Raw genomic sequence first — 24,853 nt, 5'->3', positions numbered from 1 at the left:
GAGAGTTACGTCTTGTGAAAAGACAAAAGTGGTGCTGAGATGCATGCCAGATGAGCGGAAGCAGGTGAAGGGCGAGGCATGCAGATGTGGACGCGGCGTTCGAGGACGAGGCGGTCGGCAGCGGCCGCCGTGGCCGGGGCGCTGTGCGCCGCGATGCTGGCGGGCTGTACGGCTCAGGCCGAGCCCGGACCGGACAAGGCCGACGGGAAGATCACCGTCTGGACGCTGGACAACCTTCCGGCGCGGATGGCCGCCCAGAAGAAGATGATCGCCCGCTTCGAGAAGAAGAGCGGCGTGGAGGTGAAGCTCGTCGGAGTCGACGAGGGCCAGCTCCCGCAGCTGATCATGTCCGCGGCCGCCGCGGGTAACCTCCCCGACGTGATCGGCTCGCTGCCGCTCGGCCAGGCCTGGCAGATGTACGGCAACGGCCTGCTGAACACCGAGGCCCCTGCCGACGTCGTCGAGGACCTCGACCCCGGAACGTTCAACTCCAACGCCCTGAAGCTCACCTCCGACGGCGGCACCCGGCTGAGCGTCCCGTCCGACTCCTGGGTCCAACTGCTCGTCTACCGCAAGGACTTGCTGAAGAAGGCGGGGCTGCCCGCCCCCGAGACCTACGACGGCATGCTGAAGACGGCCCGCAAGCTCGACCGCGGGCGCATGAACGGCATATCCCTCGCCACGGACCCGGCCGACCTCTTCACGCAGCAGAGCTTCGAGAACATCGCGCTGGCCAACGACTGCCAGCTCGTCGAGAACGACGAGGTGGCCCTCGACTCGCCCGCCTGCCGGCGCACCTTCGCCACCTACGACACCCTCGCCCGCGAGCACGGCGGCCGGGGCACACAGACCGTCGACACCACGCGGGCCACCTACTTCGCCGGCCGGTCGCCCATGATGGTGTGGTCCTCCTTCCTGCTGGACGAACTCTCCGGCGAGCGCGCCGACGTCGTCCCGAGCTGCCCCGAGTGCAAGAAGGACCGCTCCTTCCTCGCCGAGAACAGCGGCATCACCACCGCACTGAAGGGTCCCGACGGCGGCAAGCCCGTCCAGTTCGGCGAGATCACCTCGTGGGCGACGACCAAGACCGCCGAGACCAAGGCGTCGAAGAGCTTCATCACTCACATGCTCAGCAGCGGCTACGAGGACTGGTTCGGCATGGCGCCCGAAGGCAAGATCCCCGTCCGCGAGGGCACCCCCGGCGACCCGGACAAGTACACGAAGGCGTGGCGCTCCAGCAGGCTGGGCGTCGAGGCCACCAACCGCCGGCCGCTGAACTCCATCTACTCCGACTCCCTGCTGGACCAGCTCACGGACGGCATCAGCCTCATGCGCCGGTGGGGCTTCACCGAGGGAGAAGGAGCCCTCGTCGGGGCCACCAACGGCGAACTGCCCGTCCCCAAGGCCGTGTCGGCGATGACCAGCGGCCAGACCTCGCCGGGCGAGGCAGCCCGGGAAGCACAGGACGAAGTCGACGCCCTGCGCCGGTCCCTGGAGTGAACCGGCGCCCGAGCCGCCACCCGGTCCCCCTTACGTACGGCCGACGAGGTCCGCACACACCCGAGGTACGCACACCATGACGCACTCCACGACGAGAGAAACGGACGGCGCCCCCCAGCCCGCCGGCCGTCCCGAGGCGGACGCCGCCGGGGACGGGCGGGACGGAGGACGCCCCGGCGGCACGGCACCGCGCGGGCGGCGCGGCCCGCTCACGGCGGCGCGCCGCGAGAACCGCGCGGGCCTGGCCTTCGTCACCCCCACCCTCGTGGTGGTCGGTGTCGTGGTAGTCCTGCCCATCCTGTGGACGGTCCTCCTGGCCTTCCAGGACGCGAGACTCGTCGACATCCAGGGCATGGGCCTGCTGGGCAACTGGACGCTGGACAACTTCGGCGCCGTCTTCGGCTCGCCCGGCTTCTGGTCGAGCCTGTGGACGACGCTCCTCTACACGGTCGGTGCGACGGCCGGCTCGATCCTCCTCGGCCTGATCGCCGCCCTCGCCCTGCGCGAGCCCTTCCGCGGGCGCGGACTGCTGCGCGGCTCGATGCTGCTGCCCTACGTGGCGCCCGTCGTCGCCGTGGCCTTCGTCTGGGAGATCGCGCTCAGCCCGCAGTTCGGCGTCATCAACGAGTGGGGCGCCGAACTCCTCGGCTGGGACGACCCGGTGGCCTTCCTCTCCACCCGCTCCTACGAAGTCGCCCTGTTCGGGCTGCACTTCGAGATACCGCTGGCGCTGCTGACCGTCGTCGCCTTCGAGACCTGGCGCTACTTCCCCTTCGCCTTCCTCTTCCTGCTGGCCCGGCTCCAGGCCGTACCGGACGGACTCGAGGAGGCGGCGAAGGTCGACGGCGCCGCCCCCACCCAGCGCTTCCGCCACGTGCTGCTGCCGCAGCTGATGCCCGTCATCGCGCTGCTGTGCGTGCTGCGCTTCATCATGACGTTCAACAAGTTCGACGACATCTACCTGCTGACCGGCGGCGGTTCCGGTACCGACGTCGTGGCGGTCCGCGTCTACGAGTTCCTCACCGCACGCTTCGACGTGGGAGCCGCGGCGGCCCAGGCCCTCGTGCTGGCAGTGGTCCTCATGGTGCTGCTCGGCCTGTACTTCGCGTTCTTCGGCAAGAAGGTCCAGGAGGAATCATGAGCGACGCACGCAGCCAAGTGCCCTTCAGCCGGGCGCAGTTCGAAGAGCGCCTGTTCGGTGTGCTGCGCTGGGTCGTGATCGCCTTCCTGGCCGTGATCACGCTGGCACCCTTCTACTACATGGTGCTGCTGTCGGTGAAACCCATCGACGCGCTGCTCCTCGACCCCGGCCGGCTCTGGGTGAGCACGAAGGAGTTCACGCTCAGCACCTACGAAGAGGTGCTCAAGCCGACGTCCGAGGGCGGCCAGGGCTTCCTCGACATGCTCTACAACTCGGCGCTCGCCTCCGTCGGCGCCGTCGTCCTCACGATGCTCGCCGCGATCCCCGGCAGCTACGCCGTGAGCCGGCTGCGCTTCTTCGGGGGCCGGCACGTCAGTGCGCTCTTCCTCGCGGTCTACCTCTTTCCCGCGACGCTGCTGGCAGTGCCGCTGTTCGTGATGTTCGCGCGGATGGGGCTCCAAGGAAGCCTCGTCGGCCTCGCGATCGTCTACATCGCGCAGACCGTGCCCGTGTCGATCTACATGATGAAGAACTACTTCGTCACCATCCCGTTCAGTATCGAGGAGTCGGCGGCGCTCGACGGCTGCTCGCGGCTGCAGATCATCCGCAAGGTCGTACTGCCGCTCGCCGCACCGTCGTTGATGGCGACCGGCCTGTACATCTTCATGATCGCCTGGAACGAGTTCCTCTTCGCGCTGCTCTTCCTCGCCGCGACCCCGGAGAGCTGGACGGTCTCCCTGGGCCTCCAGCAACTCGCCAACGGCGTCGAGGTGTCCAAGACCGTGCTGATGGCAGGATCGGTCGTACTGACCATCCCCGTGGTCGTCCTCTTCCTCGCCGCGGAGCGGCTGTTGACGGAGGGGCTGACCAGCGGCGCGGACAAGAGCTGAGGAGCAGATGACCGGGAACCAGGCCAGCGCGGGGCATCTGCTGCGCCTCATCCGGGAGGGCAAGGCCACCACACGCGGTGCCCTCCTGAGAGCCACCGGGCTCTCCCGGTCGACCGTCGGGCACCGCCTCGACCAGCTCTTCGCGGCCGGCTGGCTGCGGGAGGGCGACACGACGCCGGTCGAGGCGCCGACGGGCGGACGGCCCTCCACGCAACTGGAGTTCGACACGGACCACGCCGTCGTCCTCGCGGCCGACCTCGGTACGCGCGACGCCAACGCCGCCGTGACGGACCTCGCCGGCAACATCCTCGCGGAACACGCCGGGCCGATGCTGCTCGCGGACGGCCCCGAGCACGTACTGGACCGGCTGGCGCGGTGGTTCGCGGAGCTGCTGGAGCGCAGCGGCACCCCGCACCACCGGGTGTGCGGCGTGGGCCTGTCCGTGCCGGGGCCCGTGGACTGGACGTCCGGCCTGGTGGTGCAGCCGCCCATCATGCCGGGCTGGGACGCGTACCCGATACGCGAACGGCTCCAGGACGCCTGCTCGCGCCACATCCCCGGCGTCCCGGAGCCGGTGCCCGTGCTCGTCGACAACGACGCCAACCTGATGGCCTACGCCGAACACCGGGCCGGGCACCGCGACTGCGCCGCCTTCGTGCTCGTGAAGGTCTCCACGGGAATCGGCGCGGGCGTCGTCGCCGACGGCCGCCTCTACCGCGGCATCGACGGCGGTGCGGGCGACATCGGGCACATCCGGCTCCACGACTGCCCGGACGCGCTGTGCATGTGCGGCTCCTACGGCTGCCTCGCCTCCGTCGCCAGCGGGCGGGCACTGGCGGAGCAGCTGGCGGAGGCGGGCATCGAGACGTCGTCGGTGGCAGGCGTACGCGAGCACCTGGCCGCGGGCCAGCCGGACGCGGTGCGCCTCGCACGGGAGGCGGGCCGACGGGTGGGGGCGGTGCTGGTCACGGTCGTCACGCTGCTCAACCCGGGAGTGCTGATGATCGCGGGCGACCTCGCGGGAACCCCGTTCCTCACCGGCGTAAGGGAGTTGCTGTACCAGCGGGCACTGCCCCGCAGCACGTCCCACCTGAACGTGGTCACCTCCCGGCTCGGGGAACGCGCCGGGCTGACGGGAGCCGCCGCCGTGGTCGTCGAGGACCTCTACGCCCCGGACCGCGCCGATGCCCGCCTGGCCGCGCTCGAAGCGTGAGACCCATCCGACATCCGAACTGCCCGAACCTCTCAACTCCCCGCCGGGGGAGGCCCCGACGGAAGGACACCCCATGACCGCTCCCTGGACGGACGAGCCGATACGCGTCGGCCTCGTCGGAGCCGGCCCGTGGGCGCGGGGCATGCACGCGCGCATGCTGGCCGCAGGCCCGGAGACCGCACTCGTCTCGGTGTGGGCGCGGCGGCCCGAAGCCGCACAGCAGATCGCCGCCGAGCACGGGGCGGCCCCCGCGGCCTCCTTCGACGAACTCCTCGGCTCCTGCGAGGCGGTGGCCTTCGCGGTACCACCCTCCGTGCAGGCGGAGCTGGCCGTAAGGGCGGCGCGGGCGGGCCGCGCGCTGCTGCTGGAGAAGCCCCTCGGACTCGACCTGGCCTCGGCCCGCACGCTCGCCGACGCGGTGGCGGAGAGCGGCGTGGTCTCGCAGCTGGTCCTCAGCAAGCGCTACCACCCCCGCACCCGTGAATTCCTCGCCCGCGCCGCGCAGTTGAAGGTCCATGGAGCTCGTTCCTGCTTCCTGCACGGCGCCTTCCTCGGCGGCGAGATGGCCACCGGCTGGCGCCTGGAGCACGGCGCACTGCTCGATCTCGGCCCGCACTTGCTGGACCTGCTCGACATGGCGGTCTCGCCCGTCGCCTCGGTACGGGCGACGGGCGACGCGCGCCGGTGGATAGAGCTGTCGTGCGAGCACGAGAACGGCGCCGTCAGCCAGGCCTCGCTGTCCGGCGCGGTGCGGCTGCCGAGGGCCCTCACGCGCGTCGAGCTCTACGGGCAGGACGAGGAACTCGTCTACGACACCGCGGACTTCGACCACGAGGAGGCCTGGCCCGTCCTCCGTGGCGAGTTCGCGGCAGCGGTGCGGGCGAACCGCTCCTCGGACATCGACGTACGCCGGGGTCTGCGGCTTCAGGAGCTGCTGGCGCAGGCCGCCGGCAGCGGCTCGCAGGGCTCATGAGAGTCCCTGCGGCCGTCTGACCGCCCGAGTCCCGGTACGTCTGCCGATCCGGCGGGGCGGTGGAGCCCCGGCGGGCGGGCCGGTTCGCCGTCTTCACCTGAGGCCGAAAGGCGACGTGGCACCGGGTGCCTCGCCTCAGACGAAGCGTCCGCATCGTGAGATTTCTCGGTCCCTCGTAGGCGTGATTCTCGCCACCTTGATAGAGGTCGCGCTCAAATGAGCGCTCACTTGTGCGGTCTATATCTCCAAGGAGCGACCCCGCACTTTACCCGGCCTAGATTCACCTCCCGAAACCCGATCTCACCGAGAGTGGTGGATTCCGGTTCGCTGCTTCCGCTGCGCACCGGTCGCTTCGACTTGTGGAGTCGATCTCTGAGGCCAGACGGGACAGCCGCTGCCTTCGATCCCCGGGCGGACGGGTGGTTACCGCCCTGTGGCGCATTGCCGGACGTACCTCTGCGCCTTGGATCTGGGTACGCTCCCCGCCGTCAGGGCAACCGTCCACGAGGGGTCGAGTCCGGTGCCGGATCAGGATGCAGCGCAGAAGTTCGTCTACGACTTCACAGAGGGCAACAAGGACCTCAAGGGCCTCCTCGGCGGGAAGGGGGCCAACCTCGCCGAGATGACCAACCTCGGTCTCCCGGTGCCACCGGGATTCACCATCACGACCGAGGCGTGCAAGGTCTACCTCGAGAGCGGTTCGGAACCCGCCGAACTGCGCCAGGAGGTCAGTGCCCATCTCGAGGCGCTGGAGCGGAAGATGGGCAAGAGGCTCGGCCAGGCCGACGACCCGCTGCTGGTCTCCGTACGCTCCGGCGCGAAGTTCTCGATGCCCGGGATGATGGACACCGTCCTCAACATCGGGCTCTCCGACGAATCGGTGCACGGGCTCGCCGCGCAGTCCGGCGACGAACGCTTCGCGTGGGACTCCTACCGCCGGCTGATCCAGATGTTCGGCGACACCGTCCTCGGCATGGACGGCGAGGTCTTCTCCGAGGTCCTCGATCAGACGAAGGAGGCCAAGGGGGCCGTCACCGACGTCGAACTGGACGCCGAGGACATGCAGGCGCTCGCGGAGAAGTTCAAGAAGCTGGTGCTCCAGGAGACCGGCCGGGACTTCCCGCAGGACCCCCGCGAGCAGATGGACCTCGCCGTGAAGGCGGTCTTCGACTCGTGGAACGGCCAGCGCGCCAAGCTCTACCGCCGCCAGGAGCGCATCCCTCACGACCTGGGCACCGCCGTCAACGTCTGCTCCATGGTCTTCGGCAACCTCGGCCCCGACTCGGGCACAGGCGTCGCCTTCACCCGCGACCCCGCGACGGGGCAGCAGGGCGTCTACGGCGACTACCTGCAGAACGCCCAGGGCGAGGACGTCGTCGCGGGCATCCGCAACACGGTGCAGCTCGCGGAGCTGGAGCAGCTCGACAAGGCGTCCTACGACCAGCTCCTGCAGATCATGGAGACCCTGGAGACGCACTACAGGGACCTGTGCGACATCGAGTTCACCATCGAGCGCGGCAAGCTGTGGATGCTGCAGACGAGGGTCGGCAAGCGCACGGCCGCGGCCGCGTTCCGGATCGCCACGCAGCTGGTCGACCAGGGACTCATCGACGAGGCCGAGGCGCTGCAGCGCGTCAACGGAAACCAGCTCGCCCAGCTGATGTTCCCCCGCTTCGACAGCAACGGCGGTGTGCGCGACGCCGACCAGATCGGCTGGGGCATCGCCGCCTCGCCGGGCGCCGCCGTCGGCAAGGCGGTCTTCGACTCCTACACCGCGATCAAGTGGTCCCGCAGCGGCGAGAAGGTCATCCTCATCCGGCGGGAGACCAACCCCGACGACCTGGACGGGATGCTCGCCGCCGAGGGCATCCTCACCTCACGCGGCGGCAAGACCTCGCACGCCGCGGTCGTCGCCCGCGGCATGGGCAAGACCTGCGTGTGCGGGGCCGAGGAGCTGGAGGTCGACACGAAGCGGCGCTGCCTGAAGACGCTCGACGGGCGGGTCGTCGAGGAGGGCGACGTCGTCTCGATCGACGGCTCGACCGGCAAGGTGTACGCCGGTGAGGTGCCCGTCGTGCCCTCGCCCGTCGTCGAGTACTTCGAGGGCCGCATGCACGCCGGCGCGGACGACGCCGACGAACTCGTCAAGGCGGTGCACCGGATCATGGCGTACGCGGACCGCGTCCGCCGGCTGCGTGTCCGCGCCAACGCCGACAACGCCGAAGACGCGGCGCGCGCACGGCGGTTCGGGGCCCAGGGCATCGGCCTGTGCCGCACCGAGCACATGTTCCTCGGCGAGCGGCGCAGCCTCGTCGAGCGGCTCATCCTCGCCGACACGGAGGAGGAGCGGGACGAGGCGCTGGAGGCGCTGCTGCCGCTGCAGAAGGGCGACTTCGTCGAGCTGCTGGAGTCGATGGACGGGCTGCCGGTGACGGTCCGCCTGCTCGACCCGCCGCTGCACGAGTTCCTGCCGGACATCACCGAGCTCTCCGTGCGGGTGGCGCTCGCCGAGTCCCGCAAGGACGCGAACGAGAACGACCTGCGCCTCCTCCAGGCCGTGCACCGGCTGCACGAGCAGAACCCGATGCTGGGGCTGCGGGGCGTACGGCTGGGGCTCGTCGTGCCGGGGCTGTTCACCATGCAGGTGCGCGCCATCGCGGAGGCGGCCGCCGAACGCAAGGCGGGCGGCGGCGACCCCCGCGCGGAGATCATGATCCCCCTGGTCGGCACGGTTCAGGAGCTGGAGATCGTCCGCGAGGAGGCGGAAGCCGTCATCGCGGAGGTCGAGGAGCGGCACGAGGTGGAGCTCAAGCTCACGCTCGGCACGATGATCGAGCTGCCCCGCGCGGCACTGACGGCCGGCCAGATCGCGGAGTCGGCGGACTTCTTCTCCTTCGGCACCAACGACCTCACGCAGACCGTGTGGGCCTTCAGCCGGGACGACGTGGAGGCCAGCTTCTTCACCGCGTACCTGGAGAAGGGGATCTTCGGGGTGTCGCCGTTCGAGACGATCGACAAGGACGGCGTGGGCGAACTCGTACGGCGGGCCGTCGAGGACGGCCGCGCCACGCGGCCCGACCTCAAGCTCGGCGTCTGCGGCGAGCACGGCGGCGACCCCGAGTCGGTGCACTTCTTCCACGAGGTCGGCCTCGACTACGTGTCCTGCTCGCCGTTCCGCATCCCCGTCGCCCGTCTTGAGGCGGGACGCGCCGCGGCGGAGTCCTGACACGGCGGCTTCCGGGCGCGACAGGTCCCGGAAGCCCCCGGCCAGGCCGTTCGCGGGCCTGATCCCCCCAGCCGGCCACCGCCCGCCCACCCTCACCGGCGGCGCACGGCAGGGGACGCGAAAGGGGCGGCACCTGTGCGGAGGTGCCGCCCCTTCATCTGTGCGCGAGCCTGCGCGGCGGATGGGGCGGGCGGGCTTTGCTGGATTCCGGATGGGCGTCGTCGACGGACGGCTCCGGCGTGACGGGGTTACGCGAACGCGGGACGTGCTCAGCGTCCGGGTGTCGTCGGCGGGGTCGGCAGGGACTGGACGACCGTGCGCTCACCCGGGACCGCCCGCTCCCTGACCGTGGGACGGTCAGGGCCCGAAGGCCACTCGCGGAACCGCCGGAAGAGCATCGGCACACCCCGTGCGACTGACGGATCGGCACTGGTCATGGCCTGCATGTGGACATGCGGCTGGGTGGAGTTGCCCGAGTTGCCGCAGTCGCCGACGTACTGGCCCTCCGCGACCTTCTCGCCGGCGGACACGCTGATCGAGCCGGCCCGCAGATGTGCAAGGAGCAGGAAAGTGCCGCTGTCCCGGACCGAGATGACCACGTGGTTGCCCGCGATGGCGTTCACCCCCCGGCGGACCCGTGCGGCCTGGCCCAGTGCGTAGGGCACCAGCGCGGGCTGGGACCGGCGGGCTTCGTGATCGTGTTCGCCGTCGTGGACGGCGACGACGGTGCCGTCCCTGGGGGCCGAGACCGGCCGGCCGAACGCGTAGAAGAGGTCCGGCGGTTCCGTGGCCAGGAAGGTCCGCCAGCTGCGGCTGCCGGCTGTCCGGTGGCGTTCGTCGACACCGACGAAGTCGATGGCGTACCGCCCGCCGAACATGTCGGTCCCGTGGCTCGGTACGCGCCTGGCAGGGCTGTTCTCGACGCGCCACCGCCCGGTGAAGGGCAGGGAGACCTCGATCGCCCCGGCCCACGTGCTCGGTGACGCCAGTTCACCAGCCATGGCCACATCGTAGGCGGGTCCGCCGCCAACGGGGCCTCGTCCGTGGCAGAGAACCGGGCCAACCGGGCAGACGACGCTCCTGCTGCCCTTCCGTCAGGCCGCTGTCCTGCGTTCCTGACGGGCCGTCGCCGGCCTCTCCGTGCCGAATTCGTGGCGCGGCCCTCGCATGCGCAGCAGTACGAGTGCCGCCGTGGCGAGCAGGGCGCCCGCGCCGACCCACAGGGCGAGGTGGAGTCCGGCGACGAACGACTCCTCGACGGCTCGCTCCAGGCGGGCCGGAAGCGCGCCCGTACTGCCGAGGCCGGTGCCGCCGCCGGCGGTCACCGAGTGCGCGACGCCGTCCGCCGCGGGCCCGCCGGCGGGCAGTTCGCCGCGCAGGACGGCTGCGAACCGCGCGGTCAGCACGGCGCCCATCACCGCCACTCCGGCCACGCCGCCGACCTCGCGGAGCATGTTGACGGTGGCAGACGCCATTCCCGCCCGCTCCGGCGGCGCCCCCTCCAACACGGTGATCGACGTGGCGGCGACCGTCATGCCGAACCCGGTGCCGAGCACCGGCATGAGCCAGCCGAACTCGGCGAAGGCGGCGTCGGCGCCGTGGAACGTCAGCCCCGCGAGGCCCGTGCCGAGCAGCAGCAGTCCGCCGGCGAGGGGGAGCCGGGAGCCGAAGCGGGCGCAGATGCGGCCGGTCAGGAACGCCGTGAGGCCGGTGAAGACCGTCGCGGGGAGCATGGCCAGCCCGGCGGAGGTGGCGGACCAGCCCAGGACGTACTGCAGGTACATGGTGAGGAAGACCGTCAGGCCGAAGAAGCCGAAGCCGACGGTGAACCCGGACAGGGCGGCGGTCCCCGTGGTGCGGGACGTCAGCAGGCGAAGGTCCAGCATGGGTGCGCCGACGCGGAGTTCGAGGGCGACGAACGCGGCCAGGGCCACGACGCTGACCGCGAGGCCGCCGAGTACGAGCGGGTGGGTCCAGCCGTGCACGGGGCCCTCGATGAGGGTGAGGACGAGCGCGGCGAGCCCCGTCACGGCGGTGATCTGCCCGGCGAGATCGGGTTTCGCCGTGGAGCGCGGCACTTCCGGGAGGACCCGGGCGGCGACGATCAGTCCCGCGATCCCGACGGGCACGTTGATCCAGAAGGCGCTGGCCCAGCCGAAGTTGTCGACCAGCGGGCCGCCGAGCACCGGCCCGATGGCCAGCCCGGCGCCGGAGACTCCGCTGTTGACGCCGATCGCGCGGGCCCGTTCCCCGGGTTCGGTGAAGACGTGCCGCAGGATCGCCAGCGTCCCCGGCGTGAGAGCCGCGGCGCCGATCCCCTGCACGGCGCGCCCCGCGATCAGCACCTCCACGTCCTGCGCGAGCGCGCACAGGGCGGAGCCGGCGGTGAAGAGGGCGAGTCCGGCGAGGTAGACGCGACGCCGTCCGTAGCGGTCGCCGAGTGTTCCGCCGGTGAGGAGGAGCGCGGCGAAGACGACGCTGTAGGCCTCGACGACCCACTGCAGCCCGGACGTTCCGGACCGCAGAGCTGTGCCGATGCTGGGCAGAGCGGTGGTCACCACGAGGTTGTCGAGCATCGCCATGAACAGGCCGGTGCACAGGGTGATCAGTACGGTCCGCTTGCGGGCTGCCGAGTACGCCATGGCGGAACCCTCCACGAACTGCGCGGGGACGTCCAGCGGGGCCTCGCGGGGGCGGTGCGGCCGGGACGCGGCGGTGCCGTACTCCGGCGCACCCGTACGGCCGGTGGAGGCGGGCCGGTGCCCCCGCGTCCCCGGCTCCGGTGACGGACGCAGGGGTGCCCGTGCGCCGGCCACGCGGCGGAAGTGCCTGAGGCTGTCCCGGCGGTGGAGGCTGCCCCGGGCCGGGTGCTGCGCTGTGACCGCGTCCGGCCGGGGCGCGGTGAGCACGCTCAACGGCGGCCCGTCCGGCTCGGGTCGGGCGAGGGTGAGGTGGGGGCGAGCCGGCGGCGCGGCGGGATCCTCAGCCGCGGCGACAGGGAGACCGGACGTCGGGGACGTCCGGGACGGCTGCGCCGGCGACGCGGGCGCCCGCGCGGCCGACGCACGAGGGTGGCGGGCGTGTGCCGCGGGCCGTGCCCGGACGTCCGCCCCGGCTACAGCTCCGCGCCGATCCGTTCGGCGGTCTGCCGCAGCAGCGGGGCCAGTTCGGCGGCTCGGGCCACGTCCATCCGCGTGCTGGGCGCGGAGACCGTCACCGCGGCCACGCAGGTGCCGTAGCGGTCGTGGACGGGGACGCCCACGCCGTGTACGCCGGTGACGCTCTCGTCGATGTTGAGGGCGTAGCCGCGGGCGCGGGTGGCGATCAGGTCGTCCAGGAGCGCGTTCACGTCGGGGAGGGTGGCGGAGGTCAGGCGCCGCAGCCCGCGGCGGTAGCGCGTGCGTGAGGCCTCCGGGGGGAGTTCGGCCAGCAGTGCCTTGCCGCCCGCGGTCGCGTAGGCGGGGACGCGGTCCCCGGTGCGGGTACCCACGCGCAGCGGGTGGGGGCCTTCGACGCCGTCGGCGAAGCGTGAGTCCGGGCCGTCGAGGACGAGCAGGTTGGACGTCTCGGCCGCGGTGTCGCGCAGCCGGAAGAGGTGGGGACGCGCGACCCGGAGGAGCGAGGGCTCGTCGACGGGGCCCCTGGCGAGGCCGAGCAGGACGGGCCCCAGGCGGTAGCGGCGGCCGGCGGGTTCCTGCTCGACGAAGCCGTGGCCGCGGAGCGTCGTCAGCAGGCGGTGCGCGGTGGAGCGGGCGACTCCCAGGTGGTCGCTGATGTCGGTGAGCCGGGCGTCCTGACGGCCCCGCAGGAAGACGAGCGTCCGCAGCGCGTTGCCGACGGAGCTGGCGGCGTAGGCGTCATCGGAACCGTTCGACTCGTTCGGCATAGCAGAAAAGTCTAGCCCTCATGTTCCGCCAGCCACTGCGCGTGCCTAGCTTGGCTCCGCCTGCCGTCCCCCCACGTTCGCGGCCCGGGCGTCCGTCACAGCACCAACAGCCACGGAGAACCGGAGAACCCATGAAAGCCGTACCGGGAGACCCCTCTTCGGCCGAGCAGGGCACGGAGGGCGCGGAGACCAGCGAGACCACGGAGCCCGGAGGGCGCCGGCGGTGGCGCTCGTGGCACACCCTGTGGGTCCTGCTGCTGCTCGGCTGGACGGTCAGCGCCGCCGACCGCGCGGTCACGGGCCCCGTGGTGACGTGGATGATCGACAACGGGGTGGGGTTCCTCGCCGACGCGGAGAACCCCCACGCCCTCGGCGGCCTCGTCGGCGGCCTCTTCTTCGCGGGCTACATGCTCACGCAGTTCCCCGGCGGCTACCTCGGCGACCGCTACGGCCACCGGACGCTCATCGTCGTCAGCCTGCTGTGGGCGGGCGTGGCGACGCTGCTCACCGGCTTCATCGGCGGGCTCGTCGCGTTCATCGTCGTACGCGTCGTCACGGGGCTCGGTGAGGGAGCCTTCTACTCGAACGACCGGACGCTGATCACCGCGACGACGCCCGAGCGCGACCGCAGTCTGGCCATGGGCGTCGTCATCACGGGCCTGTCCATCGGCATCACGATCGCGATCGTCTTCACCCCCGAACTTGTGGAGTTCGGCGAGCTGTTCCTGGCGCACGTCGACGCGTGGCGCATGGTCTTCTGGGTGCTGGGCCTTGCGACCGTCGTGGTGGGCGTGGTCGTCGGGTGGTGGTTCCGCGCGCATCTGACGTTCTCCGGGCTGTCCCGGGCGACGCTGCACCTGGGCGCGTACGCCGCCGTCTCGCTCGGTCTCGTCATGGCCGTCTACTGGCTGGGGACGAGCGCGGGACTGTCGGAACTGTGGGTCGCGCTGCTCGAAGTCGCCCTCGCCGTCGGCCTGGTGCTCTTCGCGCTGGCCCGCAAGGGCACGGAGATCGGCCCGGTCATCAGGAACCGCGACCTGTTCCTCCTGTACGTCTGCAACATCGCGATCCTGTGGAACCTGTGGTTCTTCAGCTTCTGGTCCGTCTCCATCGTCGCGGGCGCGGCCGACTCCTCGTTCATGAACGCCGCGCTGACCGCCGGGTTCAACGCGGGCGCCGGCATCCTCGGCTTCCCCGCGGGCGGCTGGCTCTCGGACCACGGGCTGCGGCGCGGCTGGGGACGCAAGGGGATGATGCTGACCTTCACGGGCGTCCAGGCCGTGCTGACGGTGGCCTTCGCCTGGTATCTCAGTGCGGCTGCCCGGCCGTCCCTGTGGATCATGGGGCTGCTGCTGTTCACCGCGAGCCTCTTCTTCAACGCCCTCCAGCCGGTGGGCCACGCGCTGACGGCCGAACTGGCGCCGCCCCGGCTGCGCGGCTCGGCGTTCGGGATGGAGAACCTCATCGGTGAGATGGGCGCGGTGCTCTCCCCGGCGATCAGCGGTGTGCTCCGCGACAGGACCGGCGGGTGGGCCGCCGCGGTGTGGATGGACGCGGCCATCGTCGTCGTCGGCTTCTGCATCCTCACGCAGGTCCGATACCGGCCGCCTGCCGACGCCTGACCCACCCGCGACGTGCTCCCCGGCCCCGCCGTGGACGCGGACCGCAGCCGCACCATGAACCAGGAGACCCCGCTGCCATGCAGACCGTCCGTGAGGCCGCCCTGGAGGTCATGCGCCGGTACGGCCTGACCACCGTGTTCGCCAACCCCGGTTCCACGGAGGTGCCGTTCCTCGCCGGCCTCCCCGACGACATCCGGTTCGTCCTCGCGCTCCACGAGGGTTCCGTCGTGGGCGCGGCGACCGGATACGCCCTCGCACGGGACGCCCCCGCCCTCGCCCTGCTGCACACCACCGCCGGACTGGGCAACGCCGTGGGCGCCCTGTCCACCGCGCGCGTCAACAAGGCGCCGCTGGTGGTGATCGTGGGCCAGCAGGACCGGCGCCATCTGGTCCAGGAGCCTTTCCTCGCGGGGCACTTGGAGCAGCTCGCGGGCGACTACCCGGTGACGACGGAGACGCCGCCCCGCGCGCAGGACGTCCCCGGCGCCCTCGCCCGCGCTGTGCACGCCGCCCGGACGATGCGGGGCCCCGCCCTCGTCATCGTGCCCATGGACGACTGGGCGCAGCCCGCCGAGAGCCTGCCGCTCCCCGCCCCGGACGAGCTGCGCCTGCCGGCCGGCGCCGACGCCGCGGCGGCCGGTGAGATCGCCGCTCTCCTCGGCTCGGCGTCCGCCCCGGCCCTCGTCGTGGGGGCCGGGGCGGACCACCCCGTCACATGGGAGGCCCTGACGGCGCTGGCCGAACGGCTGGACTGCGACGTCTGGCAGGAGTCGTTCGGCGCGCGGGCGGGCTTCCCGCAGGACCATCCCTGCTTCGCCGGGCACCTGCCGGCCGACCGCCCGAGACTGCGGTCGGCGCTGGCCCCCTACGACCTGGTGCTGACGGTCGGCGCGCCCGTCTTCCGCCAGTACCCGTACGAGAGCGGGGCCCTGACCGGGCCGGGCACGCGACTGGCGCTCGTCACGGACGACCCGGCGGAGGCGCGCCGGGCCCCGGTGGAGGTGGCCGTCGTCGCCCCGCTGCCCGCGTTCTGCGAGGCGCTGGCGGCGAAGGCCGGTGAGCCGGCGGCCGCTGCGGGCGGCGCGCCGGGTACGTGCGACGGCGGGGCTTCCGCGGGCGATGGCCGTGCCGGGGCGGCCCCGCGGCGGCGGCCCCGGCGGGAGAGGCCCGTTCCGCCGACTCCGCCCGCGGAGGGTGAGCCGCTGCACGCCGCGCACGTCCTGGCAGAGCTGGCCCGGCTGCTCCCGCCGGAGACCGTGCTGGTCGAGGAGACGCCGTCGAGCCGGCCGGACCTGCACGCGCTGGTGCCCGCGCGCCGCCCGCTGGGCTTCCTCAGCGCGGCGATGGGTGCGCTCGGGTTCGCGCTGCCGGGCGCCGTGGGCGTGCGGATGGGGGCGCCGGAACGTCCCGTCGTGGCCGTGGCCGGGGACGGGTCGTCGCTCTACCAGATCCAGGCGCTGTGGACGGCGGCCCATTACCGGGTGGGCGTCCTCTTCGTCGTCCTCGCCAACGGGAGGTACGCGATCATGGACCGGCTCGCCGAGAAGGCCGGACGCTCCGCGCCCTGGCCCGCGTTCGAGGAGGTCGGCATCGCCGCCGCCGCCCGTTCCCTGGGCTGCCCCGCCCGCCGCGTGAGCGGCTACGACGCGCTCCGGACCGAACTGGAGGGGCTGCTGCCGGAGCTGGCGGACAGGAGCGGTCCGCTCGTGCTGGAGGTCGAGGTGGCGGCGGACGAGCACTTCCAGCCCTGACGCCGGGGCCGCGGGGCGGGCGGGAGCCGCCGGGCTGATGCCCGGGGGAGGGGCGCGGACAGGCCGCAGGGGCGGCACCGCACGCGTGACACGTGCGGGTGCCGCCCCTGCGGTGTGCGGTGCCGTCGAAGGCGCGCTCCGGGGTGCGTCCGGTGGCGTCAGAGACCGACGCCGTGCTGGCGCAGGTAGCCGACGGGGTCGACGTCCGAGCCGTACGCGGGGCCGTTGCGGACCTCGAAGTGCAGGTGCGGGCCCGTGGCGTTGCCGGTCGCGCCGACGGCGCCGATCTGCTCGCCCGCGGAGACCTCCTCGCCGGCACGGACGGACACCGAGGAAAGGTGCCCGTACTGGCTGTACTTGCCGTCGTCGTGCCTGATGACGATCTGGTTGCCGTACGAGCCGCCCCAGCCGGCCTGCACGACGATGCCGGGCGAGACCGCCTTCACGCCGGCCCCCGTGGAGGCCGAGAAGTCGACACCCGTGTGCTTGCCGCTGGACCAGCTGCCGCCGGACGCCCCGTACGGGGTGCTCGTGCCGCCGCTGACGGGAGCGGCGAAGCCGCCTGAGGAGTCCGAGTCCGCGGAGGACTCGGCGGCGCTGGACTTCTTCGCCGTGGCGCCGGAGTCCTGGGCGGGCTTGTCGGCGGAGGGCTTCGCCTTGCCGCCGCCCTTCAGGGTGAGCTTCTGGCCGGGCAGGATCAGGTCCGGGTCGGAGCCGACGGTCTCGCGGTTGGCGTCGTAGAGCTTCTTCCAGCCGCCGTCGACGTTCTCGTCGGTGGCGATCCGGTAGAGCGTGTCACCGCGGGAGACGGTGTGGAAGCGCGAGCCCTGCGGCTCGGACTCCGGCGCGTCCTCGGCCTTGTCCTTCTCGGGCTTCGGCTTCGGCTTCTGCTGTTCCTTCTGCGAGGACTGCGCACCGGACCCGCCGTCGGGCGAGATGTCCGGGGCCCCGCTGTTCTGGGTCAGGCCCGCCTTCGGACCGCACAGCGGCCAGGCCTTGGGGCCCTGCCCCTCGAGCACCTTCTCGGCGATGGCGATCTGCTGGTCCTTGGTCGCCTGGTCGGCGCGCGGCGCGTACTTGGTGCCGCCGAAGCTCGACCAGGTGCTCTGGGTGAACTGCAGGCCACCGTGGAAACCGTTGCCGTTGTTGATGGACCAGTTGCCCGACGACTCGCACTCGGCGACCTTGTCCCAGGTGCTCACCGAGGCGGCGTGGGCGCTGCCCGTGCCGACGAGTGGAAGGGCGATACCCGCGGCGCCGCCCGCGGTGATGGCGAGCGAGGCACGCGACATTCTCCGAGTGATGCGGCGATTGGACTGACGACGGTGACGACCGCGTCCGGACATAGGGCAGTTCCTCTCCTACGCCTGCGAGGTGAGCTGTCGGATTCGGGCTGGAGTTGCCCGGCCCACGCGAACACGAGGGGGCGTTCGCGTACGGCTTCACCCCTAGCCGTACGTGCGACCAGCCACGTACGGCACTTACCTGGTTCCCCCACTCCTGCCGCCGGGATTGCGTGATTGCCCGTGCCGGGCGGCAGGACTCGGCGTCCCGGCGGCGGGGCCACCGTTCCGGAGTCGCGGTGGCGACCGCACGTTAAGCAGAAGGAATTCGCGACCACAAGAAAACAGACAGACGTCTCAGAAGGAAAAGATCACTGAATAGGGCGCCTACCGGCGCATGAGCAGTCAAGTCACCTTGCTGAACAGGGGAATTGAGTAGAGCCCGCCTACGTCCGGGATATTCGTGTGACGCTGCTCACGAATTGTCTGTGGTGGGAATCACGCCGTCCCCCGCCGTCCGCCCGGAGCCGGAAACGGAACCCCGTTCCGCCGCTCCCAGGGGGTGGTAGCGGCGTTCGGGCCGTCCCGTCGTGCCGTACCGGAGGGTGACGCGCGCCGTTCCGGCCGTCACGAAGTGCTCGAGGTAGCGCCGGGCGCTGACCCGGGAGAGACCGGTGCCCGCGGCGCACTCGGAGGCGGAGACTCCCGTGCCGCGGACACCGGTCTCCAGGGCCGTCCGCACCAGTCGCGCCGTCTGCTCGGTCAGGCCCTTGGGGAGCCTGGCGGGGGCCGCCCCGCCTTCCGGGGCCCCGCGGCCGGACGAACCGGGAGCCGCGGCGGCCGCGCTGGCCGTGTCCGCGCCGCCCGGCGCCGTGCGGGCCGCCGGGCCGCTGCCTGCTCCCTCGTCGAACAGCCTGTCCACGTCGTCCTGTTGCGGCGCGTGCAGGGTCGCCAGCGCGGCACGGTGCTCGGCGTACCTGCGCAGGCGCTCCTTCAGGAGCTGCCCCTCGAAGGGCTTGATGATGTACTGCACGGCTCCGCCGCGCTTCGCCCCGCGCACCGTCTCGGCGTCCCGGGCGGCGGTGACGACCAGGACGTCGGGCCCCTCCTCGGGGTCGGCGCCGCCGCGCAGTTCGCGCAGGACCTGGAGGCCGGGCAGGTCGGGCAGGTACATGTCCAGCAGCACCAGGTCGGGGCGGAGTTCCCGTACGGCGGCGAGAGCGTCGGTTCCGCTGTGCACCGCTCCCGCGACCTCGAACCCGGGAACCTGCTCGACGAGCGCGCTGTGCAGCCGGGCGACCATGAAGTCGTCGTCGACGACGAGTACGCGGATCACCGCTCGCCTCCTCTCCCTGCGCCGTTCCCGCGCCTGGCCACGGGCGCCGCCCCGGGTGCTGCCGGCCGCGCGGTGCGGCATGGGCGCGTACGTACTGTGCTCGCCGGGGCGGTGCCGGGGTGAGCCGTCGATGCCACACCGCCACACCGCGCGCGGCCTCCGTCCGGGACGCAGGCCACTATGGCCGACAGCGCGGCCGCGGACCAAGGGCGGTCCCTCTCGCCCGCCTCTTGCCGTGCGTCCCGCCGCGCATCGTCCCGGGAGTCACAGACCGCGGTAGGTGACCCCCGTCAGACGCTCGGAAGCCGCCCACAGCTGGCCCGCGGCGATGTCGTTGCGCGCCCAGGGGGCCCGCCACGACGTCCCGGGGCCGCCGCGTACGCCGAGGATGCGGGGCCCGAAGAAGGAGTCGCCGTGCACGTACGGCGCGGTGGCGGCGTACAGCGAGGGCGCCGCGCCCTGGTCGGGGGAGGCGGCGAAGGCGCTGTTGCTGAGCCGCATGAGACGTTCGCGCAGCACGCTCCCGGCCAGCTGCGGACCCCTGACCTGGAGCTCGGTCGCGGCATAGCCGGGGTGGGCCGCGGCGGCCGTCAGATCGACTCCCTTGTGGGCCGCCCGGTGCGCGAGTTCGCGGACGAAGAGCAGGTTGGCCGTCTTCGACGCGGCGTAGGCGATCAGGGGGCGGTAGCGGCGTTCACTGCTGAGGTCGTTGATGTCGATGTTGGACAGCACGTGCACCATGCTCGACACGGTCACGACGCGGGCGCCGGGGGCGGCCAGCAGCCGCTCCAACAGCAGTCCCGTCAGGGCGAAGTGGCCGAGGTGGTTCACCCCGAACTGCGTCTCGACGCCGTCCGCTGTGCGCGCGAAGGGCACCGCCATCACGCCCGCGTTGTTGATCAGCAGGTCGATCCGCTCGTACGGCAGCGCGTCGGCGAAGCCCTGCACGGACGCGAGGTCCGCGAGATCCAGGAGCCGCAGCTCGGCCTGTGCCTCGGGGACCTGCGAGAGCAGCCTGTCGAGCGCGGCGGCGCCCCGCTGCTCGCTGCGGCACGCGAGCACCACGCGAGCCCCGCGCCGGGCCAGTTCGCGCGCAGTGACGTAGCCGATGCCGCTGTTGGCGCCGGTCACCACGGCGGTGCGGCCGCTCTGGTCGGGGATGCTGCGCGCAGTCCAGCTCATGCGAATCAGCGTATGGCGGGCAGCCCCTGAGCGCGAGGGAGCGTGGAGCACCCCGCAGCCCGGGTGGCCCGGCGCGCGGCGTTCCGCTGTTCCGCCGCCCGTCCGGTCAGTGGCCCGTCGCGTCAGCGGTCTGTGCGGTCGGCGGTCCATCCGGTCAGCCGTCGCGCACGGTGCACCTCGGCGGCCGGGCATCCGTCCGGTCAGCCGTCGCCAGGGTGCACGCCGTCCCGCTCGGTGGGATCAGCCGGTCACCACTGCGTCGCGCCCGGCAGGCAGTCGTGGTGGACGAGGAGCGCGGCCGTGACCGCGTCGGGGCGCTCGGCTGTGGCGAGATGGGCCGCGCCCGCGACCTCCACCAGGGCGGCACCGGGGACGCAGTCCGCGATCTCCCGGGCGTACGCGGGCGGTGTGGCCGGGTCCTGGCGCCCGGCGACGGCCAGCGTGGGAACCGTGACCTCGGCGAGCCGGTGCCGCAGGTCGAAGACGGCGAGGGCGTCGCAGCAGGCCGCGTAGCCGGCGGACTCGCACCATCGCAGATCCTCGACGAGCGCCGCGCCCCGCGGGGTGCTCTCGAAGCCGGGGGCGAACCACACGCCGGGACGTGAGGCGGTCATGGCCTCCGTGCCGTTCTCCCGTACGGCCGCCGCACGCTCCCGCCAGGCCTCCGGGTCGCCGAAGCGCGCCGCGGAGCAGACCATCGTCAGCGCGGTGAGCCGTTTCGGATGGTGCAACGCCAGGTGGAGCCCGACGGCTCCGCCCAGTGAGACGCCCGCGTACGCGAACTCGTCCCACCCCTGCGCGTCGGCGGCGCGCAGCACCAGTTCGGCGATGTCGGCGACTGTCGCGCTGCCGTCGGTCGGGATCAGCTCGCTGGAGGAGCCGGCCATGGGTTCCGCGGGCGAGGCGCCGTGTCCCGGCAGGTCCCAGCGCAGCACGCGGTGGGTGCGGATGAGGGAGGGGAGCTGCGGCTCCCACACGGCGAGCGAGGTGCCCAGCGAGGGGCCGAGGATCATCGGCAGGCCGTCGGCGGGCCCGTCCACGCGGTGATACGGGAGCGGACGGGACTCGAACTGGACGGGAGCGGGCACGGGGATGTCTCCGGGGATGCTGTGGATGGCTCTCACCGCTCTCCGGTGTCCGCCGCGCCGGCGGAACCGCCGGGGCGGCGGGTGTCGTGCGGTCTGTCCGGCTCGCCGTGCTGCCGGGTCTCTTCCATCCGCCGATTGTCCCCCGTCGCTCCGTCCGGCGGGACGCCCGCCGGGCCCCGGCGGAGAGCGCGGTCGGTGAGCGCGCCCGCCGAGCCGGTGTAGTGGGTGGGGTCGGTGAGGTCGCGCAGCCGTTCCCTGGAGAGCAGCTCCGGCAGTCCCGGCTCCTCCTCCTCCAGCGCCTCGTCGAGGGTGATTCCCTCGTCGACGGCCTTCCGCGAGGCGGCGTCGAGCAGCTTCCGTGCGCGTGCGCGGCCCAGCAGCGGGCCCAGGGCGACTGTGAAGCGCTCGCTGACGATCAACCCCTCGGTGAGCGCGAGGTGTTCGTGCATGCGGTAGGGGAAGACCTGCAGCCCTTCCGCCAGTTCGGCGGCCGCGTGCGCCGCGCCGCCCGTGAGCCGCAGCAGTTCGCGCACCGGCTGCCACTCGGCGTGCCACGCGCCCGCGGGGCGCTCGTCCTCGGCGGTGAGGCAGCCGAGCACCGTGGAGGCGAGACCGGGGGCCTGGCGTGCGGCGGCGGCGATGAGGGTGGCCCGTACGGGATTGGCCTTGTGGGGCATGGCGGAGGACGTCCCCCCGCCGCCCTCGCCGACTTCCCCGACCTCGCTGCGTGAGAGCACCAGCACGTCGGCGGCGAACTTGCCCAGGGCCGCGCAGGCGAAGCCGCAGGCGGACCCGAGGTCGGCGACGGGCGTGCGCAGGCTGTGCCACGGCAGGCGGGGCTCCGCCAGGCCGAGTTCACGCGCGAACGCGGCGAGGAGCCGCAAGCCGACGTCCCCGCCGTCGTGTTCGCCGGAGGCGTCCTCCACGTGTCCGCCGGACGCCTGCCCTCCGGACGCCGCCGGGCCCGGGGCGTCCGCCGCGCTCCGGCCGTCCGCCTCGCGCGAGCCGTCCGGTTCCGCCGCCGCGTCGCGCGCCACGCCTGCGTCCGCCTCGGCGTGCGCGGCGAAGGCCGCCAACGTGCCTGCGGCTCCGCCGAGTTGTACCGGCAGGTCCGCACGGGCGGCGGCGAGCCGGTCGTGCGCGTCGAGTACGAGGCTGCGCCAGCCCGCGACCTTCAGCCCGAAGGTGGTGGGGACGGCGTGCTGCGTGAGCGTCCGTCCTGGCAGGGGGGTGTCGCGGTGCTCCGCCGCGATCATGGCCAGCTCGCGTGCCGTGCGCTCCAGGTCGGGCAGCGCCTCGTCCAACGTGCGGGCCGCGACCAGCATGAGAGCCGTGTCGAGGATGTCCTGGCTGGTCGCGCCGCGGTGGACGTAGGCGCCGGCGTCCGGCCCGGCGGCGTCGGCGAGGTCCGCCGCGAGCGGGATCACCGGGTTGCCGCCGGAGCGTGCCCGCAGTGCCAGGCCGCGGACGTCGAAGCGCTCGGCCCGCGCCGCTGCGGAGACCGCCGACGCCGCCGAGGCGGGAGCCAGCCCCACAGCCGCCTGCGCCCTGGTCAGCGCTGCCTCGGCGTCCAGCATCGCCTGGAGCACCGCGGCGTCGCCGGAGGCGGACTCGGCGCCCGGGCCGGTCCGTACCGGAGCGAGCAGACCGACGTCGTCCGGGAGCGGCCCGGCGGCGGGCCGGGAGCCGGGGTCTGCGTCCGCGTCTGCGTCCGCGTCACTGGAAGTCAAGGAAGACCGTCTCCTTCTCACCCTGCAGCCGGATGTCGAAGCGGTACGAGCCGGTGACCCGGTCGGCCGTCGCCACCAGGGTCTCGCGCCGGTCGGGGTCGAGCGAGGCGAGGAGCGGGTCTGCGGCGTGTGCTTCGGCGTCCTGTGGAAAGTACACGCGCGTGAAGAGGTGGTGCAGCAGCCCGCGCGCGAAGACGCACACACTGATGTACGGGGCGTGACCCGGGCGGGCGCCGGGCGGCAGCGTGCGGATGCTCCACTGGCCGGCGGCGTCGGTCGCGACGCGGGCGAAGCCCGTGAAGTCGACGCCGTTGCGCCCGAGGAACCCGCCGTCGACGGGGTCGCGGCGCATGGAGCCGGGAGCGCCCGTGAGGTCGCCGTCCGGATCCGCCTGCCACATCTCGACCAGGGCGTCGGGGACGGGGGCTCCCGCCCCGTCGTACACGTGCCCGTGCAGGACGACGGCGTCCGTACGGTCCGCCGACGCGACCTCGCCGCCGCCGGGGAAGGGGAGGGCGTAGCCGTAGAAGGGCCCGACCGTGTGCGACGGGGTCGGCTGCGGGGAAGTCATCGGCGGCCCTCCTCGAACCAGGTGGCGGACGGTCCGTCGAGGACGATGTCCCAGCGGTAGCCCAGCGACCACTCCGGCTGGGACAGGCTGTGGTCGTACGTCGCGACGAGTGCCTGGCGTGCGGACTCGTCGGTCACGGACTGCAGGATCGGGTCGTAGTCGAACAGCGGGTCGTTGGGGAAGTACATCTGTGTGATCAGCCGCTGTGTGAAGGCGCTGCCGAACAGTGAGAAGTGGATGTGGGCGGGACGCCAGGCGTTCTCGTGGTTGCGCCACGGATACGCGCCGGGCTTGATCGTCGTGAAGTTGTAGCTGCCGTCGTCGCCGGTCAGGGTGCGTCCGACGCCGGTGAAGTTGGGGTCGAGCGGTGCGGGGTGCTGGTCGCGGAGGTGCGCGTAGCGCCCTGCCGAGTTGGCCTGCCACAGTTCGATCAGCTGACCGCGCACGGGCCGGCCGGTGCTGTCGAGGAGCCGCCCGGAGACGGTGATCCGTTCGCCCAGCGGCTCGCCGTGGTGCTGCCGGGTCAGGTCGTGGTCGATGTCGGTGACGTCTGTCGTGCCGAACACCGGCGTGTGCAGTTCGACGGTCTCGGGATCGCCGTGCACGGGCACCAGCGGCTGCCGGGGGTGGCGCAGCGCGCTGCTGCGGTAGGGCGCGTAGTTCCGGGCGGGGTGGCGCACGGCGGGTGCTCCGGCGGCACGCGACTTCTCGTACGCGTCGCGCAGCTCGGCGACTTCTCGGTCGATGTCCTGCTGGCTGAGAGGCATGGGACGTACTCCTGCCGGTCCTTGCGGACGGACACGGGGACGGGCACTCTGCGCGAGGAATTGCTCAGTGTGCTGAGTATTTCTGCGGGGTCTTGCTGACGTTGCCACTGTGGAACAGATGCGTCAATAGCAGCGGAAACGTGGGATGCCCTCGACACCCGGTGCCTTGCAGCGGGAGAATCGGTCAGTACACGATCAGTCGGTACGCCCATGGAACCCGCCGGGACGGGCCTCGGGCGTGAGGGAGAGCGGATGGCAGCGGTCGATCTGAGCACGCACCCGGGGCATCTGGCCCGGCGGCTCCAGCAGGCGCACTCGCTGCTGTGGGGGGCGATGGTCTCCGAGGAGACCACGTCGCCGCAGTTCGCCGTGTTGAACGCGCTGCTGGAGAAGCCTGGCATGGACCAGCGCACCCTCAGCGAACACGTGCACCTGGACCGTTCCACCATCGCGGACATCGTCGCCAGGCTGGCGGGGCGGGAGCTGGTCGAGCGGGTGCGCGACCCGGCGGACGGCCGCCGCAACGTGCTGAAGCTGACCGAGTACGGCAGGCGCGTGCACGGGAAGCTGGTCACCCGGACCGGCCGGATGAACCGGGTCTTCCTCGCGCCCCTCGACGGCGAGGAGCGGGAGACCCTGCTGCGGCTCATCGCCCGGGTCGCCGGAGCGGCGGAGGAGCTGCGGGGCTGAGGGC

General features: G+C 72.4%; 19 protein-coding genes and 1 riboswitch. Of the genes, 9 read left to right on the top strand and 10 right to left on the bottom strand.

Translation table 11 applies throughout. The features are described 5' to 3' along the window. Positions 1-78: 78 nt before the first annotated feature. From IEY56_RS19185 to ppdK, 6 genes are all read left to right on the top strand, one after another. Positions 79-1,500, top strand: a complete 1,422-nt coding sequence (locus tag IEY56_RS19185) for an ABC transporter substrate-binding protein (RefSeq protein ID WP_189038454.1) — start codon at positions 79-81, stop codon at positions 1,498-1,500. Between the two features lie 76 nt (positions 1,501-1,576). Continuing rightward, positions 1,577-2,641 (top strand): carbohydrate ABC transporter permease, encoded by a 1,065-nt coding sequence (locus IEY56_RS19180; protein WP_189038453.1) that lies wholly within the window; start codon positions 1,577-1,579, stop codon positions 2,639-2,641. Further along, positions 2,638-3,531 (top strand): carbohydrate ABC transporter permease, encoded by an 894-nt coding sequence (locus IEY56_RS19175; RefSeq protein ID WP_189038452.1) that lies wholly within the window; start codon positions 2,638-2,640, stop codon positions 3,529-3,531. Before IEY56_RS19180 ends, IEY56_RS19175 begins: the two co-directional genes overlap by 4 nt. Positions 3,532-3,538: 7 nt before the next feature. Beyond that, a complete protein-coding gene (locus tag IEY56_RS19170) occupies positions 3,539-4,744 on the top strand; it encodes an ROK family transcriptional regulator (RefSeq protein WP_189038451.1) in 1,206 nt (401 codons plus the stop codon). A 73-nt stretch (positions 4,745-4,817) separates the two neighbouring features. Then, positions 4,818-5,717, top strand: a complete 900-nt coding sequence (locus IEY56_RS19165) for a Gfo/Idh/MocA family protein (RefSeq protein WP_189038450.1) — start codon at positions 4,818-4,820, stop codon at positions 5,715-5,717. 520 nt (positions 5,718-6,237) lie between these two features. Continuing rightward, positions 6,238-8,943 carry a pyruvate, phosphate dikinase gene (gene ppdK, locus IEY56_RS19160; protein WP_189038449.1) on the top strand — a complete coding sequence of 902 codons (2,706 nt, stop codon included), beginning with the start codon at positions 6,238-6,240 and terminating at the stop codon, positions 8,941-8,943. A gap of 269 nt (positions 8,944-9,212) precedes the next feature. Here the strand turns inward: ppdK and IEY56_RS19155 are convergent, their stop codons facing one another. The 3 genes from IEY56_RS19155 to IEY56_RS19145 form a co-directional block, all read right to left on the bottom strand. Next, the gene (locus tag IEY56_RS19155; RefSeq protein ID WP_189038448.1) at positions 9,213-9,944 is read right to left on the bottom strand and encodes a M23 family metallopeptidase; all 732 of its coding nucleotides are present in this window, start codon (positions 9,942-9,944) and stop codon (positions 9,213-9,215) included. Positions 9,945-10,037: 93 nt separating this feature from the next. Next, positions 10,038-11,759 (bottom strand): MFS transporter, encoded by a 1,722-nt coding sequence (locus tag IEY56_RS19150; RefSeq protein ID WP_229712021.1) that lies wholly within the window; start codon positions 11,757-11,759, stop codon positions 10,038-10,040. Between the two features lie 299 nt (positions 11,760-12,058). Then, on the bottom strand, positions 12,059-12,829 hold the full coding sequence (locus IEY56_RS19145; protein ID WP_189038447.1) for an IclR family transcriptional regulator: 771 nt from the start codon (positions 12,827-12,829) through the stop codon (positions 12,059-12,061). Positions 12,830-12,960: 131 nt separating this feature from the next. On the opposite strand from IEY56_RS19145, the gene IEY56_RS19140 reads away from it, so the two are divergent. Next, a complete protein-coding gene (locus IEY56_RS19140; RefSeq protein ID WP_189038446.1) occupies positions 12,961-14,451 on the top strand; it encodes an MFS transporter in 1,491 nt (496 codons plus the stop codon). Between the two features lie 77 nt (positions 14,452-14,528). After that, entirely contained in the window at positions 14,529-16,202 is a 1,674-nt protein-coding gene (locus IEY56_RS19135; protein WP_189038445.1) for a thiamine pyrophosphate-dependent enzyme, read from the top strand. Between the two features lie 158 nt (positions 16,203-16,360). On the opposite strand, the gene IEY56_RS19130 is transcribed toward IEY56_RS19135, so the two are convergent. The 7 genes from IEY56_RS19130 to pcaH all read right to left on the bottom strand — a co-directional run bounded on the left by IEY56_RS19130 (position 16,361) and on the right by pcaH (position 24,159). Further along, positions 16,361-17,548: a transglycosylase family protein gene (locus IEY56_RS19130; protein WP_189038444.1), complete on the bottom strand. Its 1,188-nt coding sequence runs from the start codon at positions 17,546-17,548 to the stop codon at positions 16,361-16,363. A 3-nt stretch (positions 17,549-17,551) separates the two neighbouring features. Continuing rightward, a riboswitch (cyclic di-AMP (ydaO/yuaA leader) is annotated at positions 17,552-17,731 on the bottom strand. Positions 17,732-17,960: 229 nt separating this feature from the next. Next, positions 17,961-18,821, bottom strand: a complete 861-nt coding sequence (locus tag IEY56_RS19125) for a response regulator (protein ID WP_189038443.1) — start codon at positions 18,819-18,821, stop codon at positions 17,961-17,963. A gap of 264 nt (positions 18,822-19,085) precedes the next feature. Further along, the gene (locus IEY56_RS19120; RefSeq protein ID WP_189038442.1) at positions 19,086-20,003 is read right to left on the bottom strand and encodes an oxidoreductase; all 918 of its coding nucleotides are present in this window, start codon (positions 20,001-20,003) and stop codon (positions 19,086-19,088) included. Between the two features lie 248 nt (positions 20,004-20,251). Further along, positions 20,252-21,127: an alpha/beta fold hydrolase gene (locus IEY56_RS19115; protein ID WP_229712020.1), complete on the bottom strand. Its 876-nt coding sequence runs from the start codon at positions 21,125-21,127 to the stop codon at positions 20,252-20,254. After that, positions 21,124-22,821, bottom strand: coding sequence for a lyase family protein (locus tag IEY56_RS19110; RefSeq protein WP_373292129.1), 1,698 nt, complete (start codon positions 22,819-22,821; stop codon positions 21,124-21,126). Before IEY56_RS19110 ends, IEY56_RS19115 begins: the two co-directional genes overlap by 4 nt. Next, positions 22,808-23,392 (bottom strand): protocatechuate 3,4-dioxygenase subunit alpha, encoded by a 585-nt coding sequence (gene pcaG, locus IEY56_RS19105; protein ID WP_189038441.1) that lies wholly within the window; start codon positions 23,390-23,392, stop codon positions 22,808-22,810. Before pcaG ends, IEY56_RS19110 begins: the two co-directional genes overlap by 14 nt. Next, positions 23,389-24,159 (bottom strand): protocatechuate 3,4-dioxygenase subunit beta, encoded by a 771-nt coding sequence (gene pcaH / locus IEY56_RS19100; RefSeq protein WP_189038440.1) that lies wholly within the window; start codon positions 24,157-24,159, stop codon positions 23,389-23,391. The genes pcaG and pcaH overlap by 4 nt, the downstream gene beginning before the upstream one ends. A gap of 252 nt (positions 24,160-24,411) precedes the next feature. On the opposite strand from pcaH, the gene IEY56_RS19095 reads away from it, so the two are divergent. Continuing rightward, positions 24,412-24,849, top strand: a complete 438-nt coding sequence (locus tag IEY56_RS19095; protein ID WP_189038439.1) for a MarR family winged helix-turn-helix transcriptional regulator — start codon at positions 24,412-24,414, stop codon at positions 24,847-24,849. Positions 24,850-24,853 lie beyond the last annotated feature (4 nt).

The organism is Streptomyces daqingensis (genome assembly GCF_014645895.1).
GTDB lineage: Bacteria > Actinomycetota > Actinomycetes > Streptomycetales > Streptomycetaceae > Streptomyces > Streptomyces daqingensis.
The sequence above is the reverse complement of the archived record's forward strand: the minus strand, read 5'-3'. Positions and strand labels throughout refer to the sequence as shown.

Bases quoted from the DNA above. Each gene is read 5' to 3' on its own strand.
- pcaH (WP_189038440.1), bottom strand. From the start codon at position 24,159: ATGCCTCTCAGCCAGCAGGACATCGACCGAGAAGTCGCCGAGCTGCGC.
- IEY56_RS19165 (WP_189038450.1), top strand. From the start codon at position 4,818: ATGACCGCTCCCTGGACGGACGAGCCGATACGCGTCGGCCTCGTCGGA.
- IEY56_RS19185 (WP_189038454.1), top strand. From the start codon at position 79: ATGCAGATGTGGACGCGGCGTTCGAGGACGAGGCGGTCGGCAGCGGCC.
- pcaG (WP_189038441.1), bottom strand. From the start codon at position 23,392: ATGACTTCCCCGCAGCCGACCCCGTCGCACACGGTCGGGCCCTTCTAC.
- IEY56_RS19130 (WP_189038444.1), bottom strand. From the start codon at position 17,548: ATGTCCGGACGCGGTCGTCACCGTCGTCAGTCCAATCGCCGCATCACT.
- IEY56_RS19170 (WP_189038451.1), top strand. From the start codon at position 3,539: ATGACCGGGAACCAGGCCAGCGCGGGGCATCTGCTGCGCCTCATCCGG.
- IEY56_RS19145 (WP_189038447.1), bottom strand. From the start codon at position 12,829: ATGCCGAACGAGTCGAACGGTTCCGATGACGCCTACGCCGCCAGCTCC.
- IEY56_RS19180 (WP_189038453.1), top strand. From the start codon at position 1,577: ATGACGCACTCCACGACGAGAGAAACGGACGGCGCCCCCCAGCCCGCC.
- IEY56_RS19155 (WP_189038448.1), bottom strand. From the start codon at position 9,944: ATGGCTGGTGAACTGGCGTCACCGAGCACGTGGGCCGGGGCGATCGAG.
- IEY56_RS19135 (WP_189038445.1), top strand. From the start codon at position 14,529: ATGCAGACCGTCCGTGAGGCCGCCCTGGAGGTCATGCGCCGGTACGGC.
- IEY56_RS19095 (WP_189038439.1), top strand. From the start codon at position 24,412: ATGGCAGCGGTCGATCTGAGCACGCACCCGGGGCATCTGGCCCGGCGG.
- IEY56_RS19120 (WP_189038442.1), bottom strand. From the start codon at position 20,003: ATGAGCTGGACTGCGCGCAGCATCCCCGACCAGAGCGGCCGCACCGCC.
- IEY56_RS19175 (WP_189038452.1), top strand. From the start codon at position 2,638: ATGAGCGACGCACGCAGCCAAGTGCCCTTCAGCCGGGCGCAGTTCGAA.
- IEY56_RS19140 (WP_189038446.1), top strand. From the start codon at position 12,961: ATGAAAGCCGTACCGGGAGACCCCTCTTCGGCCGAGCAGGGCACGGAG.